The sequence below is a fragment of the Vibrio mexicanus genome, from assembly GCF_001012815.1.
Lineage (GTDB): Bacteria > Pseudomonadota > Gammaproteobacteria > Enterobacterales > Vibrionaceae > Vibrio > Vibrio mexicanus.
Window position 1 is genome coordinate 12,040 of the sequence record NZ_JYJP01000145.1, and the last position, 13,973, is coordinate 26,012.

Here is a 13,973-nt window from a genome sequence, read left to right on the forward strand (position 1 = left end):
CATGAAAGTATCAAGACGTTCTTTTCTAAAAGGCAGCCTTTCAGCGGCTGGCGTCACGGCGCTCAATTTCACAAGCCCAATGGCGCATGCGTTTTACAACGACTGTGGCAGTGATAAGCCTCAAAAAGCATTAGTCGGCATTAATTTAGGCGGCGGCAATGACGGTTTTAACTGTTTTATTCCGACTAGAAACGAACAATATGACGATTACAAGGAACTTCGCACTTCGTTAGCTTTTGAGGAAAGTGATTTATTGCCTCTTAGCTTAAATGACAACGGACTGAACCTCGCCCTTTCGCCAGAGCTTGCCGAAATTAAATGGCTATTTGAAGAAGGCAAAGGGCTACCTGTGCTTAATGTGGGTCCTTTAATGAAAGAACGTGATGCTACATCAAACATTGATGAACTCAAGCCCGTACACATTTTCTCACACAACCATCAAAGTGCCGTTACACAAACCCATACTGGCCCAAGTATTGATGACCAAGGTTGGGGAGGAAAGTCTGCCTTTATCCTTGAGGATGCCTTTAGCCTTTCAGAGTTAACGCCAATTTTTGAAGTCGGGTCTCAAACCGTTTGGACGAATAGTATCCCCATGAGCGCCAACCGAATTGGCACATCAATGCCTGCCCACATGTCTCTCCACCACCTCGGTGAAGAGCTCTATGATGCCTTTAGACAAAAAGAGATGACCGATGGCTCACTGTATAAACAGTACTACTCAGAGCTTTGCTATGACGCACAAGATAAGTATGAAGCTTTTGACGATATTCTGATTGACGATGAAGACTGCCAACTAGGTTTTAACCTCAAAACGTCACTCGGAAAACAACTGCGTGTGGTACTTCTTTTATTGCGTGCTCGTGCTCAATTCCAACACCCTGCGCAATTTTTCTCGGTGACCTTGGGCGGATTTGATACGCACAGCAATCAAAAGAACGATCAAGGCGAACTGTTACGCCTACTCGCTTCACAGCTGTCCGTTTTTCATCGTCACCTTGAAAGTGATGGGCTATCGGATTCAGTCACAACATTTACCTTCTCGGAATTTGGTCGCACATTAGAGCCAAATGGTTCAGGCACCGACCATGGCTGGGGCAACTGTCAAATGGTGCTTGGCGGCGATGTTGCAGGTAACCGAGTGCTGGGCGAATGGCCAAACCTGAAACCAGACAGTCAAGATCTCATGACTCGTGGACGCGTTATTCCCACCATGAGTGTGGATCTGTTTCATGCTTCACTCCTTAGCTGGATGGGCGTTCGAGAAAGTGGCATTGAAGAGTTGTTCCCAACCCTTAAAGAGTTTGATCAAAAATCATTGCCAATTTTTAACAGCTGCGACACCGGGCCAAGTGGCAGACTCACCATTGCTGGCGCTACAGCCAGCGCGGAAAACCCAAATGGCATCGATACCGTCGCCCATGGCGTTGACAATGATTTATCAACGAAATGGTCGGCAAAAGGGGGCAACATAGATTACACGGTAGAACTTGCAGCCATATCCACAGTGAGCTCGATACGTTTTGCTCAAGCGAAAGGCGATGAAAGGCGTTATTACATCGATATAGAAGCAAGCCAAGATGGTCACAACTTCGTTGACGTTCGAAGCATCGACACCGATGGAACGAGCGATCAAATGGTCGAATATTCTCTAGGATCGATTAAAGCGAAATACATTCGCTTTGTCTGTCACGGTAACAGCGACGCTGACATCACTTTAAACCAATGGAACAACTTCAGACACATCGAAATTTGGGGGCAATAAGCTCTACATCTATTGTCAGACAAACGAGAAAAGAGGTGGCCTTGCCCACCTCTTTATTGTATCTGCATGTCACATAAAGTTAACATAAGTCTCGCATCAAGATTTCGTACTCTTCGTTGGCTTTCGCAATCAGAGAAAACAACTCTTTCGCATCATTTGCCCTAAGCTCTAACTGCCAATCATCACTACCTTGGTGCCCAACCAACTTAGCTACACCATGGTCAGAAGACATTGACACTTGGTCTAATTCACAACGATGACGCGTTTTTTCTTCAATGATTTCAACCTCTAACTCTCCTGCTGGATTGATTTCAAAATGAGCGTGCTGTTGTTTACCCTCTAAAACATAGTCTCTATGTGTAGAAATCATCCGTTCCCTCCAGTACCAGTACGTTGTTGATAGTTCGTTATTGATAAAATGCCCAGCTAAACTGCCGTTCTTGTGTTTGATTTTTAATCATCACAACAGAGTTTAGTATTAGATATCGCACCTTTCCCAACTCTAGAACAAAAAAAATTTCTCTCTTCCTGATTATGATAAAGTCCTTCCAATTCAGAGCGAGTCTCCGGGCAATTTTGCCCAAGTTTAGGGTTTCACAATGAGCAAAAAATACTTACTTATCACCAGCGATGACTTCGGAATCAGTCATAGTGTCAACCAAGGAATTTTAAGAGGGTTTACTCATGGGTTGCTTCAAAGCTCAAACTTTATGGCGGCCGCGCCTTGGTTGCCTGAAGCCGTTCGACTTGCCAAAGAACACAACCTGCCAATGGGGTTCACCTCACTTTAACCTGTGAATGGACCAATATGTCGTGCTCGCCGCTGACTAGAGCGTCATCATTGAGCAACGAACTTGGCTATTTCTATCCTAGCTACGAAGAGCTGGCTGAAAATACCGATATAAAACACGCAATAGAAGGTATCAAACAAGAATATCGCGCTCAGATTCAACGAATACTCGATTTTGGTGTGCAGCCCACTCACGTTGAAACGCATATGACGCCAGAACACCAGTGGGAAGAAGACGATACATTTAAACCCATTGTTCAAGCGGCGGAAGAAGTCGCGGCCGAATTCGGGCTTATCTACACGTACGCATTTAAGAATGGAAAGTCGAAATATTTCAATGACAGCTTTACGCTCACTCATTTAAATTTCGAACAAACCACTGAGCGACTGGCTTCGTATGGCGATGGCATTTATCACTTGGTATGCCATTGTGCGCTCAACAATGAAGAGCAAAATGCGCTCGCCTTACCTCACGAGCCTGCTTACTCGTGGGCAGCAAAATGTCGCCAAACAGATTTGGATATCGTTTCTTCACTCGAATTTAAAACGTTCCTTGAAGAGAACCAGTTCACTCTGATCAATATCACGCAGTTACTTGAGCTTCATGGTCTGAACAACTGATCAAAAATGGCTGCTTTACGGCAGCCATTTTACAATACGATTAGAATCGCTAACGAGTACTAGCAATAACTCAACACTTTCGACACCGTGTTCTCTGCATGTTGATAATCAATAGGCAGCTCAACGATTCCACCCGCTGATTCTACAAAGAGAGATGGAAAGCTGTTTCCACCAATGGAACGTGCCAATTGGAACTCTTGTTGCATGTTAGCTTCAACCTCCGGCGAACTTAACGCCTGACTAAACAGTTCCTTATCCAAGCCAATCTCCTCTGCCAGTTCAACCAACGTCTCTTTGTCGCTCGGGTTTCGAGCCTGTAAATAATACGCCTGTTGGATAGCGGTAATCATCGCTTTATCCGCCCCTTGTTTTCTTGCAGCCAACACCGCACGACATGCAGGGTATGTAGAGCGACGAGGTGTATTTTGGATCCAAAAATCGAAATTGAACTCTGTTCCTAAGTAGTCATGAATTTTTTGCCAATAGGAAGCGATTTGCTGCTGCATCGCTTCGGGCATCGGGATATCTGAATCTGGTGCAAGCCCGCCTACCAAATAGACGATCTCAACGCGCTCACTAAGCGCTGCTTCTATCTGAGCCCATACAGGCTTGTAGCCCCAACACCAAGCACACATCGGGTCATGGACATAATAGAGCGTTACTTTTTCTTTCGTCATACTTGCACCTCTTGCTCACTTTTATACTGTCGATAAACACTGACAGCGAAAATGGCCATCACCGCTAATACGAAGGGAAGAACGTAAATGTTCAGACTTTCCCAACCCACTGTCGCTTCTAACCAACCAGACAACAGCGCTGTGATGGTTACGCAGCTAAATACAACAAACTCATTAAATGCCTGTGCTTTTGGCCTGTTGTTTTCAGAATAAGAGCGGCTGAATAAGCTCGTTGCGGCAATGAACATAAAGTTCCAACCGACCCCTAGGAGCACCAACGCAGACCTAAAGTGCCAAATACTTTGCCCGTGAATGTTAATCAACACACACAGTACAAACAGCAAACCACCGGTTAAAATCATCCAGCGAGCACCAAACTTTTCAATCAGCTTGCCGGTAAAAAATGCAGGCACAAACATTCCCAGCACGTGCCATTCAATAACACCTGCCGCTTTGTGGAAATCAAAGCCACATCCAATCATGGCGAGTGGTGTGGCAGTCATCAAGATGTTCATCACGGCATACGACACCATGGCAGCGAACACCGCCACTAAAAAGTTCGGCTGACTAACAATACTCTTAATCGGATCGCTGACAGGTTGGCTGTGTTTCTCCGGCGCTGGAGGAAACTGAATAAACTGCAGCAGCAAAAGTGCTAGCACGTTAAGCGCTACCAAGGCTAAGAAGGCCGACGTATAAAGACCGTCATCGGAAAGCTCAACAGATAAAACCGCTAGATTCGGCCCCAAAATTGCCGCAAACACGCCGCCGACCATCGAAATCGATATCGCGCGATCGCGCATCTCGGGCCTGCACACTTCAATGGCAGCAAATCGATAAAGCGTGCCAAAGCCAATGCCAATACCTAAGAGAAACGAACCGATGCAGAAGAGAGTGAACCACTGATTAGAAAGCGCATAGGCCACAGTACTCGCTCCGGTAATGCCGATAAGATTACCAATACTGAAACCTTTCTTTCGACCGAGCTGACCCATAATAAGAGAAGCCGGAATGGTGGCGCACATTAAGCCTAAAAACTGCATTGCAACAGGCAGTGTAATCATGTTGGCAGAAGGAGCTAACTGCTTACCCACCAGCCCAATGACAGAGATCAGCAATATATTTCCCGTCATCAACAATGCCTGACAAACGGACAGCATCCATACGTTTCGATTCATTGGCTTCCCTTTTTATCCATCTTATTAATGGTTATATCAGGTTTCTAGATAGGAAGATATCCAATGACCCCTTATTAGCAAATGGTCACTTCAATGATCTAACCACCTAAATCTGTGGCTAATTCACATTTCTTAAGCCAAGTTCGAGTCCCATTCAATGACATGAAATTAGTCACATAAATTGTAGGGTTATAAGTTCACAATGTGTGTAACCTTTGTTCAAAAAGCAGCAACATGACGATAATTACCCCATAACCCAAGTACATATAGGGTCAGGCATTATGACGCACTCCTTAAAGCACTGGTTTAGGAAAATGAATTGGAAGACGACGAAGCGGCTCTGCCGCCTACTCCGCTGCGCACTCCATTCCTAATCCTGCAAGGAGGCTACTATGCCCATCAACTTAATTCGAAACATCGCTATCGTTGGTCAATCGGGGACAGGTAAAACCACACTCGTTGAAAAACTTCTGCATACCAGTCATGCCACAACGCACTTGGGCTGCATTGAAAAAGGTGACACCGTCACCGACTTTGATCCTCAATCTATTTATTATCATTCCAGCATTGAAGCAACGCCCGTGACTCTCAAGTGGAACAATCATAGGCTTAACCTCATCGATACCCCTGGGCAAAATGAACTCATTGGCCGTGCGATCAGTGTTTACCCAGCAGTAGAAACCACAGCACTCGTCATCGACATACAAACACCCATTACTCAAATCACCAAACAACTATTTGAATACGCGAAAGCTCAACATAAATGCCAGATGGTGATCGTCAACAAGATCGATCTTGCGCCAGATAAATGTGAACAAGTCCTCGATGAAATCAATCAGATCTTCAACGGTCACTGCCTACCCATTAACCTTCCATCATCCGATGGCGATCACGTGATTGACTGCTATTTCGACCCGCAGTTTGAATCGCAAACTCAAGTAATGTCTGTCGCTGATGCGCATGAGCAGCTGATTGACCAAGTGGTTGAAGTTGACGAAGAGCTGATGTCGCTATATTTAGAGCAAGGGTCTGAACTTTCGCCAAACCAACTGCATGACCCGTTTGAAGAGGCGCTGCGCTCTGGTCATTTAGTCCCAGTCTGTTTCACTTCGTGCAGTAACAGTTCTGGCCTGGATCTGCTACTTGATACGTTTAGCCAGCTTATGCCAACGCCCGCAGAGGGTAATCGCCCTCTACTAGAAAAGTCAGGAGAACCTGTTTCAATCGACTGCGAATCGCTGCAACACTCCGTGGCCCATGTCTTTAAAGTCAGTAACGATCCTTATCTAGGGAAATTGGCCTACTTACGCCTTTTCCAAGGTGAAATTCGCACCGGCAGCCAGCTTTATATCGGCGATTCCAGCAAGCCGTTCAAGGTCAATCATCTCTATCAACTGCAAGGCAACCAACGTTCAGAAATCTCTCAAGTACTTCCGGGAGATTACTGCGTATTAGCAAAAGTAGATGAACTGGACTTTGACACCATAGTCCACGACTCTCATGCCGAAGACGATGTCACTTTACATCCGCTATCTTTACCCACACCGATGTATGGCTTGCGAGTTCAACCTAAAAAACGTGGCGATGAGCAAAAAATCTCGGATGTACTGAACAAAATAGTCAATGAAGACCCTTCGCTCAGGCTTGAACACCGAGCAAGAACCAACGAAACAATTCTGAGCGGCTTAGGTGAGTTTCACTTACAGATTGCTCTAGAGAAGATGGAAAGCATCTACAAGCTTGAGGTTGAAACATCAGAACCCAGTATCGAATTTTATGAGACCATCACTCGCTCTGCCGAAGCGCGCTACCGACACAAAAAGCAGAGCGGTGGCGCCGGTCAATTTGGAGAGGTGCATTTACGCGTCCAACCAATAGAGCGTGGTGCGGGGGTCAAGTTTGTCAACAAAGTCGTTGGCGGTGCGATTCCAACGTCGCTTATGCCTGCAGTCGAAAAAGGCATTTGCCAAGCGGTTAATGAAGGGGCGATTTCGGGTAATCCAATCCGAGACATCGAAATCACAGTATTCGATGGCAAATTTCACTCTGTCGACTCCAAAGAGATCGCCTTTGTGATTGCGGCGAAAAAGGCGCTCGTTCAGGCGGTTAAAGACGCAAGCCCAATCGTACTTGAGCCAATCGCCCAATTAGAAGTGAATATCCCAACCGACAAGCTTGGCGATGTAACGGGTGACCTGTCTAGCCACAGAGGGTTTATTGAAGGGACCCGCACCTCCAACTTAGGTTACTCCTACCTCAGTGCAAAAGCGCCGTTTGTCGAATTGCAAGACTATGCAAGTCGCCTTCGAGCCCTCACCGGAGGTCAAGGCACCTTTGGCGTCAAACACAGTCATTACGAACCGGCGCCTACCACATTACAAAAGCAGGTATGTGTAGAGAGCGCGTAAGCGGATCGCCTGTAGCAACATTCATCAACCCCAAAAGCAAAGAGTCAGGATTGCCCTGACTCTTTTTCTAAATAACGACTGCCGCTTAGGCTCGCTAGTGTGCTCATTAGCCCTTAAATTTGATAATTGGCCTTATTACCAATATCGAAATGCAGCGGCATTTTCCACTTTTCGTACGCTAGGTAGCCCAAGATGGCGCAAGCAATCACTAAGACAACAATCGACCACACGGGTCGGTTCAACGCAAAACCGGCCACTGCAACCATCAATAAGAGTGGCACTAATTTAAGGCCAACGACTTTAAAGCAAAATGACTCTTTTAACGCAACACCAGATAGACAAACAAACATAAAGCCGTAGGCAACCCAAAGTTGGTTCGTAGATAGCAATATCGCCATCAGTGCAACACCTATCCAGCCTGAAGACGTAATAATGTAGCGAACTCGCTTATTGTAAACGTGCAAGTTACCCGCAATGAGCAGGCTTGCAACCACCAGCCTGCGTGGGCAAATGAAATAGGCACATCGAAGCCCCAAACCCCTCGCTGAGTCATGGTACTCATGACTAATAAAAGTAGCGCAACCGGAAAAAGACTTATCCCAACTCGATAAGCCACCACACTGATTACATCGACAGCATCAAGTTTTTCGATATGCTCTGGATTTGCCATTATTGACCACCTACTTTGCTCTAGAAAGAAATGTTTAGAGTAGGAATGTTTCCAAAAGGGATATTTTTAAGATGATGGCTTAACAGAACGTTTAAGATCATAAATCACTATCTTGCCCACCAGGATCAAACAGACCAGTGAGAGAACTTCTTCAGTCATGATCAGATAGGCGTTCCATTCATTAGCCAACGATGAATCGATACCCGATGTTGGCAGCCATAAAATGCCCCCCATATCAAGACATACAGAATCACGCATCCAATGCAGAGCTTTACCATCAAAGTTATTCTCCCAATGCCGGTTTATAAAAATAGCCGATTCCATAAACGGGGCTTCCCTTACATAGTGCAAGTATTGCCGAAATGATGATTCCTTACGCTGACTTAGAACAACTCAACTCGGCTTCACATCGCAATATCGAGAAATCTCACTTTTAACCTGTCTATTTTTTAAACAGTTCAACAAAAAAACTTCTATACTGAAGGCGGTTATTCTCATAAACAAAAGAGGTATTAAGGCATGCTAGGTGAAGTACATTCATTCTATAAAGATTTTCCAAAATATCATGATGTTATAGACAGACTAAAACAAGAAGACGCTGATTTCTTAGAACAAATAAACCACTATGATGCACTCGACAAAGACATCCGAAAGCTAGAGCTCAGAGACTCCCCCATTGCAGACGATGAAATGCACCAACTCAAGCATCAACGCTCCGTTCTTAAAGATGCTTTGTACCAGCGCATCATTGCCTAGTAGAGCTAAAACGATATTGACCACATCAAGGCTAGATTCTTATATCTAGCCTGATCCTATCACTTTTTATTAGGCAATAACGCTTTATGAAATCAATATCAACACTCATATTTCGGTTTTACACTCCCCTTGCTTACGCTGACAATGCTCTGACTTATAACCCCACAAACTGGTGATAAGTTAACCCCATAGGAAGCAAACAAGAAACGCAGAAAATTAAGTTTCTAGTTAATGTGAGCAACCAAAAATGGGTCATTTTTGAATCTGACTATCCTTTGAGCCTCTCCTTTGCTTCAACACAACTCTATCTTGGCTTCACATAGAAGCCTGTCTCGGATGACTTCAAAGTAAACGGACTTCACTAACGTCTGCTGGCCTAGCCAAGCGACAAACTGATTTACTCCGTTGGTGAACTGAATTTTCTCATCAACACTAACTTTGACATTGGAGATCAAGCCATGAAAAAATTCGTTGTAATAATCGCAAGCGTTTTGTTCAGTGTCTCTGTATATGCTAACACTGGTGACTCTAATGGAGCAGGTACCGGCGCAAGTGGCCCATATGTAGAGTGCAAGCTAAATGACGGCCGTGTAGATTACACGCCAGTACTCAACTGCGAAAGAATCGGCGGTAAAGTCGTTAAATAACGAGTCATCCCAACTTAAAACACTGAATATGAAAAGAGCTCGTGGCCTATAGGTCATGAGCTCTTTTTCGTTGTACCTATAGGATTCAAAGTCCCAGCCTAAGCATCTATTCGATTAGCTTGAACCGATAAATACAAAGCTAAAAATAGGGCAATGCTAACCTTTAAAATAAACGCTAAACTAATCGCAAATACCGTTGAGCATTGACTTCATGAATCCAAATAATTTAGGCGCGGCTAAGCAGACTCAAGTAGTCAACCTAGATTCTATCTGGCGAGAATATCAGCACCGATTGAAGGGCTTTTTACTCAAAAATCTTGATAACCCTAGTGATGTTGATGATGTCTTACAAGAGATCATGCTCAAAACCCACACCAAGCTTCATACACTCAACGACCCGAATAAAATTAAGCCTTGGCTTTTCCAAATTGCGAATCACACAATCATTGATTTCTACAGGCAGTCTAAAAAACACCATAGCTCCAATAACGAAGGTTCAAGTAACGAAAGTTCAAGTGACGAAGAGCCTCACTTGCTCGCAGAAGACGACGAGCAGCTAATTGATAAGCTAACGGACTGTATTGAACCTTTTATTCAGTCTCTTTCATCGGAAGATGCCACATTACTGAAAGCCATTGAAATCAACGGTATCAGTCAAAAAGACTACGCTAAGAAGAACAATATCAAGTATTCGACTCTCAAATCTCGAGTTAAGAAGAGTCGACAAGCACTGCTTCACAAATTCCAGCAATGCTGCGAATTTTCCTACAGCAGCCAAGGCCAAGTGCTCGATTATCACAAAAGAGACAAGCAGTGTGGCGATTGTTAGGGCTGCCCATCAGAAAAGCATTTTCACCTTGTATAGTTTAAACGCTATAGTTATTGCTATGTGATTGATTAGTAGTAGGTGTTCAACATATACCAACTCGCGCTTAAGGAACGTTAAATACGCGAATGTTGAACATCCCTTCCATCTATACAGAGGCTCATATGGATAAATGCCGCATTTTGGTGTTGTTTGCACACCCGTCTCAACATCGCTCGGAAGCAAACCGACCACTATTTCAACGAGCGATTGATCACCCTGACGTCACCACCGTTGATTTGTACCGGGAATACCCTAGATTCAACATCAATATCGATGTTGAACAACAACGACTTAAAGATCATGATGTGATCGTTTTCCAATTCCCGTTCTACTGGTACTCTACTCCCGCCATCTTGAAAGAGTGGCAAGACTTAGTGCTTGAATACAATTTCGCTTATGGCAAAGATGGCACAGCGCTTACTGGCAAGCGTTTTATTTGTGTTTTAACTGCAGGTGGCAAAGCCACCGCTTACCAAAAAGATGGGCACAACCACTTCACTGTACGAGAGCTTCTACAACCGCTAGAGCAAATGGCGAATCTCACAGGCATGCACTACCTGCCCCGTTAGCACTCTTTGGTTCACGCACAGCCCCTGATGAAGGCAGGCTCGTTCCTCACGCCGACAATTACACTAAGCTGCTTAACATTGTTTCGCAGACGACTGACTTTCCGAGCTCTCTCGACACTGACATCACCATCAATGACTGGGTTGAACAGTTTCACACGGAGGAGGCACTATGACCGCACTCTTTCTTCAAGCATTCATTTATCTCGTCGCGGCAGTCATCGCGGTCCCTATCGCTAAAAAACTCGGGCTTGGTTCTGTTCTCGGCTACTTGATTGCAGGCGTTGTTATTGGCCCTATCATCGGCTTAGTTGGTGAAGAAACCACAACAATCCAGCACTTTGCTGAGTTTGGCGTTGTCATGATGCTATTTCTCGTTGGTTTGGAGCTTGAACCGAAAATGCTTTGGGGAATGCGCCATAAACTTATTGGCCTTGGTGGACTTCAAGTAGGTGGTACGACGGTTGCAGTCGCGGGCATTGCATACTGGTTTGGACAACCTTGGACCATTGCGCTCACCATCGGTCTTATTTTTGCGCTCTCTTCCACCGCAATTGTTCTTCAAACCTTCAATGAAAAAGGCCTAACCAAAACCGAAGGCGGTAAAAACGCCTTCTCAATCCTGCTATTCCAAGATATCGCCGTCATCCCGATGCTGGCCTTCATTCCTCTACTAGCACTTCCAGAATTGATTGAAGCTACACAAAGCGCAGCGAATCATGCAGCCGATCATCATGAAGAGCTTTCATTAGTTGCGGGTTTACCTGGTTGGGCATATGGACTAGTGATCACCGCCTCTATCGCCGTGGTTGTGGTAGGCGGACACTTCCTTAGTGGCCCACTGTTTCGATTCGTTGCAAGTTCTGGTCTAAGAGAGATCTTTACCGCAACGGCGTTGATGTTGGTGATTGGTATTGCTGCATTAATGAGCCTAGTCGGCTTGTCTCCTGCTCTTGGTACCTTCCTCGCTGGGGTTGTTCTGGCGAACAGTGAGTTCCGCCATGAGCTGGAATCTAACATTGAACCGTTTAAAGGCCTGCTGCTTGGCCTGTTCTTTATCACTGTTGGCGCTGGAATTCAGTTCTCAGTTTTGTTTAATGAATTCGCTGTCATCATGTCACTCACGTTCGGTGTGATGATTCTGAAAGCCGCGATATTGTTTATACTCGCCCTTATCTTCCGCATCAAAGATAGCAACCGTTGGCTGTTTACCCTGAGTTTGGCTCAAGCGGGTGAATTTGGCTTTGTTCTACTGAGTTTCTCTTTACAAAACAACGTGCTTCCATTCGAAATCGCACAAACTTTGTCATTGGTAGTCGCTCTATCCATGTTCTTTACTCCTGGTTTGTTCATCCTATTCGATAAGGTAATCTTGCCACGCTTTGAGCAGACCACGAACGAGCAGCAAGCCGATGACATTGACGAGAAAGGCACCGTCATCATCGCTGGTGTGGGCCGTTTTGGGCAAATAGTCAATCGCCTGTTGCTCGCAAATGGTTTCCCAACCGTTGCATTGGACTTTGAAGCAGGCCAAGTTGACAACTTGAGACAGATTGGCACCAAAGCATTCTACGGTGACGCAACTCGCCCTGATTTATTGCACACCGCGGGCATTGAGCATGCCAAAGCGATGGTGGTCGCGATAGATGATCGTGAACGTTCTATCGAACTCGTTGAGTACGTACATCACACCTACCCAGATGTGACGATCGTTGCTCGCGCTTTTGACCGCGGACATGGTTACGAGCTCAAACAAGCCGGCGCTGATGTTGTCGAATCAGAAACCATGTACTCCGCATTGGAGATTGGCGGACACGCCCTTAAAGCGGTTGGCCTACACCCGTTCTTAATCGAGCAGCAAAAGCTGATTTATCGAAAAGTTGAGCTTAAGAAATTCGATATGCTCTACTCCGCTTGGCAGGGTGGCTCCGAAGGTGAGCGATACGATAACAACTATCGTAAGCTGTTCATTCAGGCAGAAAAGCATCTCATCGCTGAGATGAAAAAAGACCGCGCCGAAAATCACGCTCATTCCGAGCGAGGTTGGACACCACCACCGAAAGGCTACGCCGACGAGTTTGGAGAAGAATAAATCGAAAAGGCTATGTTCGGTCGCGAATATAGCCTTTTAGTTTTCCGCTACCCACGTGTAATAACAACCTAGTACTTTCTTTCATTTCCTGTTATTGATCGCACAACGACGGCCGCCTGCCAATAAGCGCTTGTACATTATAAATAAAATCATCACGATGACTCCATTTTATAAATCAACCATAAAGAATTAATATATATGGAGAAAGTGTCATGAGCCGTTTCCAAGTATTCAGAAATGAATTAACGCTCAAAGCCGTAGACATGGACCAGTTCACCGCCCCTGACGAAGTAACGGACTATCTTAATGAAGGTTACGAGTCATTGGGTTTTGTTAGCGCAAACTCTAAGCAACAAGCCATAGAGAATGCCAACACTGCATCAAGCATACTGTCGACAAACACACCTGAGGCTATGAGGTCTTCCAAGATTTCTGACATAGGCGATGAATCTAAATATAAAACCGCTCAGCTCATCTCGAAGATAATCAGTGGGTTCGGTTGGCTTACTTTCGCCAGCGGAATTTTTATCATTTTGGCAGCATTAAGCTCAGGCAGCGGACGTTACGGATTCGACCTATGGCATGCAATCTCACTGGCCACACCGGGGTTTATTACCCTTGTGTCCGGCCTTTTCTTGGTAGCAACGGGTCAAGTCATGAAAGCGACTCTAGATAATGCCGACCACACTTTCTACATTTACAGCCATTTAAAGCAAAAGTAACGTCGATCTAACGCAAACATCAAACCGAGAACTTCATTAACCGCTAGCCTTTGAGGCTGGCGGTTTCTCGTTTTTGACGCCCTTCGAACTATTTATGAGATTCTCATTAACTCTTTCTCTTAAAAAGAAAAGTCACATCTAAGCTGTGATCCGAAACAAAGTAGTCTGCTCATTTTGTCGGCATGATAGACAATCACTTATGCCACTTGTTCA

The 13,973-nt window shown here is 45.2% G+C and carries 14 protein-coding genes and 1 pseudogene; 10 read left to right on the top strand and 5 right to left on the bottom strand.

The features are described 5' to 3' along the window. Nucleotide 1: 1 nt before the first annotated feature. Nucleotides 2–1,765, top strand: a complete 1,764-nt coding sequence (locus UA76_RS21875; RefSeq protein ID WP_052772129.1) for a DUF1501 domain-containing protein — start codon at nt 2–4, stop codon at nt 1,763–1,765. Nucleotides 1,766–1,844: 79 nt separating this feature from the next. Here the strand turns inward: UA76_RS21875 and UA76_RS21880 are convergent, their stop codons facing one another. Beyond that, complete coding sequence (locus tag UA76_RS21880; protein WP_047049996.1) at nt 1,845–2,135, bottom strand: hypothetical protein; 291 nt, start codon at nt 2,133–2,135, stop codon at nt 1,845–1,847. A 229-nt stretch (nt 2,136–2,364) separates the two neighbouring features. On the opposite strand from UA76_RS21880, the gene UA76_RS25345 reads away from it, so the two are divergent. Both UA76_RS25345 and UA76_RS21890 read left to right on the top strand, forming a co-directional pair. Beyond that, on the top strand, nt 2,365–2,556 hold the full coding sequence (locus UA76_RS25345) for a ChbG/HpnK family deacetylase (RefSeq protein ID WP_047049997.1): 192 nt from the start codon (nt 2,365–2,367) through the stop codon (nt 2,554–2,556). A gap of 17 nt (nt 2,557–2,573) precedes the next feature. Beyond that, nucleotides 2,574–3,176, top strand: coding sequence for a ChbG/HpnK family deacetylase (locus UA76_RS21890; protein WP_075202616.1), 603 nt, complete (start codon nt 2,574–2,576; stop codon nt 3,174–3,176). Nucleotides 3,177–3,235: 59 nt separating this feature from the next. Here UA76_RS21890 and UA76_RS21895 read toward each other — a convergent pair whose 3' ends face one another. Both UA76_RS21895 and UA76_RS21900 read right to left on the bottom strand, forming a co-directional pair. After that, nucleotides 3,236–3,853 (bottom strand): DsbA family protein, encoded by a 618-nt coding sequence (locus UA76_RS21895; RefSeq protein WP_047050000.1) that lies wholly within the window; start codon nt 3,851–3,853, stop codon nt 3,236–3,238. Next, nucleotides 3,850–5,031: an MFS transporter gene (locus UA76_RS21900; protein WP_047050001.1), complete on the bottom strand. Its 1,182-nt coding sequence runs from the start codon at nt 5,029–5,031 to the stop codon at nt 3,850–3,852. Before UA76_RS21900 ends, UA76_RS21895 begins: the two co-directional genes overlap by 4 nt. A gap of 392 nt (nt 5,032–5,423) precedes the next feature. On the opposite strand from UA76_RS21900, the gene fusA reads away from it, so the two are divergent. Then, nucleotides 5,424–7,439 carry an elongation factor G gene (gene fusA, locus UA76_RS21905; RefSeq protein WP_047050002.1) on the top strand — a complete coding sequence of 672 codons (2,016 nt, stop codon included), beginning with the start codon at nt 5,424–5,426 and terminating at the stop codon, nt 7,437–7,439. A gap of 113 nt (nt 7,440–7,552) precedes the next feature. Here fusA and UA76_RS21910 read toward each other — a convergent pair whose 3' ends face one another. Both UA76_RS21910 and UA76_RS21915 read right to left on the bottom strand, forming a co-directional pair. Continuing rightward, the gene (locus UA76_RS21910) at nt 7,553–7,933 is read right to left on the bottom strand and encodes a DUF2301 domain-containing membrane protein (protein ID WP_052772130.1); all 381 of its coding nucleotides are present in this window, start codon (nt 7,931–7,933) and stop codon (nt 7,553–7,555) included. Nucleotides 7,934–8,175: 242 nt separating this feature from the next. Beyond that, the gene (locus UA76_RS21915; RefSeq protein ID WP_047050003.1) at nt 8,176–8,433 is read right to left on the bottom strand and encodes a hypothetical protein; all 258 of its coding nucleotides are present in this window, start codon (nt 8,431–8,433) and stop codon (nt 8,176–8,178) included. 195 nt (nt 8,434–8,628) lie between these two features. Here UA76_RS21915 and UA76_RS21920 point away from each other — a divergent pair, with 195 nt between their 5' ends. From UA76_RS21920 to UA76_RS25030, 6 genes and pseudogenes are all read left to right on the top strand, one after another. After that, nucleotides 8,629–8,865, top strand: a complete 237-nt coding sequence (locus UA76_RS21920; RefSeq protein ID WP_047050004.1) for an HP1242/YdcH family protein — start codon at nt 8,629–8,631, stop codon at nt 8,863–8,865. 458 nt (nt 8,866–9,323) lie between these two features. Beyond that, nucleotides 9,324–9,512: a hypothetical protein gene (locus UA76_RS21925; protein WP_047050005.1), complete on the top strand. Its 189-nt coding sequence runs from the start codon at nt 9,324–9,326 to the stop codon at nt 9,510–9,512. Nucleotides 9,513–9,723: 211 nt separating this feature from the next. Beyond that, entirely contained in the window at nt 9,724–10,341 is a 618-nt protein-coding gene (locus UA76_RS21930) for a sigma-70 family RNA polymerase sigma factor (RefSeq protein ID WP_047050006.1), read from the top strand. Between the two features lie 161 nt (nt 10,342–10,502). Next, nucleotides 10,503–11,122 (top strand): annotated as a pseudogene (locus UA76_RS21935) (NAD(P)H-dependent oxidoreductase). Beyond that, nucleotides 11,119–13,038 carry a monovalent cation:proton antiporter-2 (CPA2) family protein gene (locus tag UA76_RS21940; RefSeq protein ID WP_047050007.1) on the top strand — a complete coding sequence of 640 codons (1,920 nt, stop codon included), beginning with the start codon at nt 11,119–11,121 and terminating at the stop codon, nt 13,036–13,038. Before UA76_RS21935 ends, UA76_RS21940 begins: the two are co-directional and overlap by 4 nt. Before the next feature lie 212 nt (nt 13,039–13,250). Further along, entirely contained in the window at nt 13,251–13,760 is a 510-nt protein-coding gene (locus UA76_RS25030; RefSeq protein WP_047050009.1) for a hypothetical protein, read from the top strand. Nucleotides 13,761–13,973 lie beyond the last annotated feature (213 nt).

Bases quoted from the DNA above. Each gene is read 5' to 3' on its own strand.
- UA76_RS21900 (WP_047050001.1), bottom strand. From the start codon at position 5,031: ATGAATCGAAACGTATGGATGCTGTCCGTTTGTCAGGCATTGTTGATG.
- UA76_RS21930 (WP_047050006.1), top strand. From the start codon at position 9,724: ATGAATCCAAATAATTTAGGCGCGGCTAAGCAGACTCAAGTAGTCAAC.
- UA76_RS21875 (WP_052772129.1), top strand. From the start codon at position 2: ATGAAAGTATCAAGACGTTCTTTTCTAAAAGGCAGCCTTTCAGCGGCT.
- UA76_RS21880 (WP_047049996.1), bottom strand. From the start codon at position 2,135: ATGATTTCTACACATAGAGACTATGTTTTAGAGGGTAAACAACAGCAC.
- UA76_RS21925 (WP_047050005.1), top strand. From the start codon at position 9,324: ATGAAAAAATTCGTTGTAATAATCGCAAGCGTTTTGTTCAGTGTCTCT.
- UA76_RS25030 (WP_047050009.1), top strand. From the start codon at position 13,251: ATGAGCCGTTTCCAAGTATTCAGAAATGAATTAACGCTCAAAGCCGTA.
- UA76_RS21890 (WP_075202616.1), top strand. From the start codon at position 2,574: ATGTCGTGCTCGCCGCTGACTAGAGCGTCATCATTGAGCAACGAACTT.
- UA76_RS21920 (WP_047050004.1), top strand. From the start codon at position 8,629: ATGCTAGGTGAAGTACATTCATTCTATAAAGATTTTCCAAAATATCAT.
- UA76_RS21940 (WP_047050007.1), top strand. From the start codon at position 11,119: ATGACCGCACTCTTTCTTCAAGCATTCATTTATCTCGTCGCGGCAGTC.
- fusA (WP_047050002.1), top strand. From the start codon at position 5,424: ATGCCCATCAACTTAATTCGAAACATCGCTATCGTTGGTCAATCGGGG.
- UA76_RS21895 (WP_047050000.1), bottom strand. From the start codon at position 3,853: ATGACGAAAGAAAAAGTAACGCTCTATTATGTCCATGACCCGATGTGT.
- UA76_RS21915 (WP_047050003.1), bottom strand. From the start codon at position 8,433: ATGGAATCGGCTATTTTTATAAACCGGCATTGGGAGAATAACTTTGAT.
- UA76_RS25345 (WP_047049997.1), top strand. From the start codon at position 2,365: ATGAGCAAAAAATACTTACTTATCACCAGCGATGACTTCGGAATCAGT.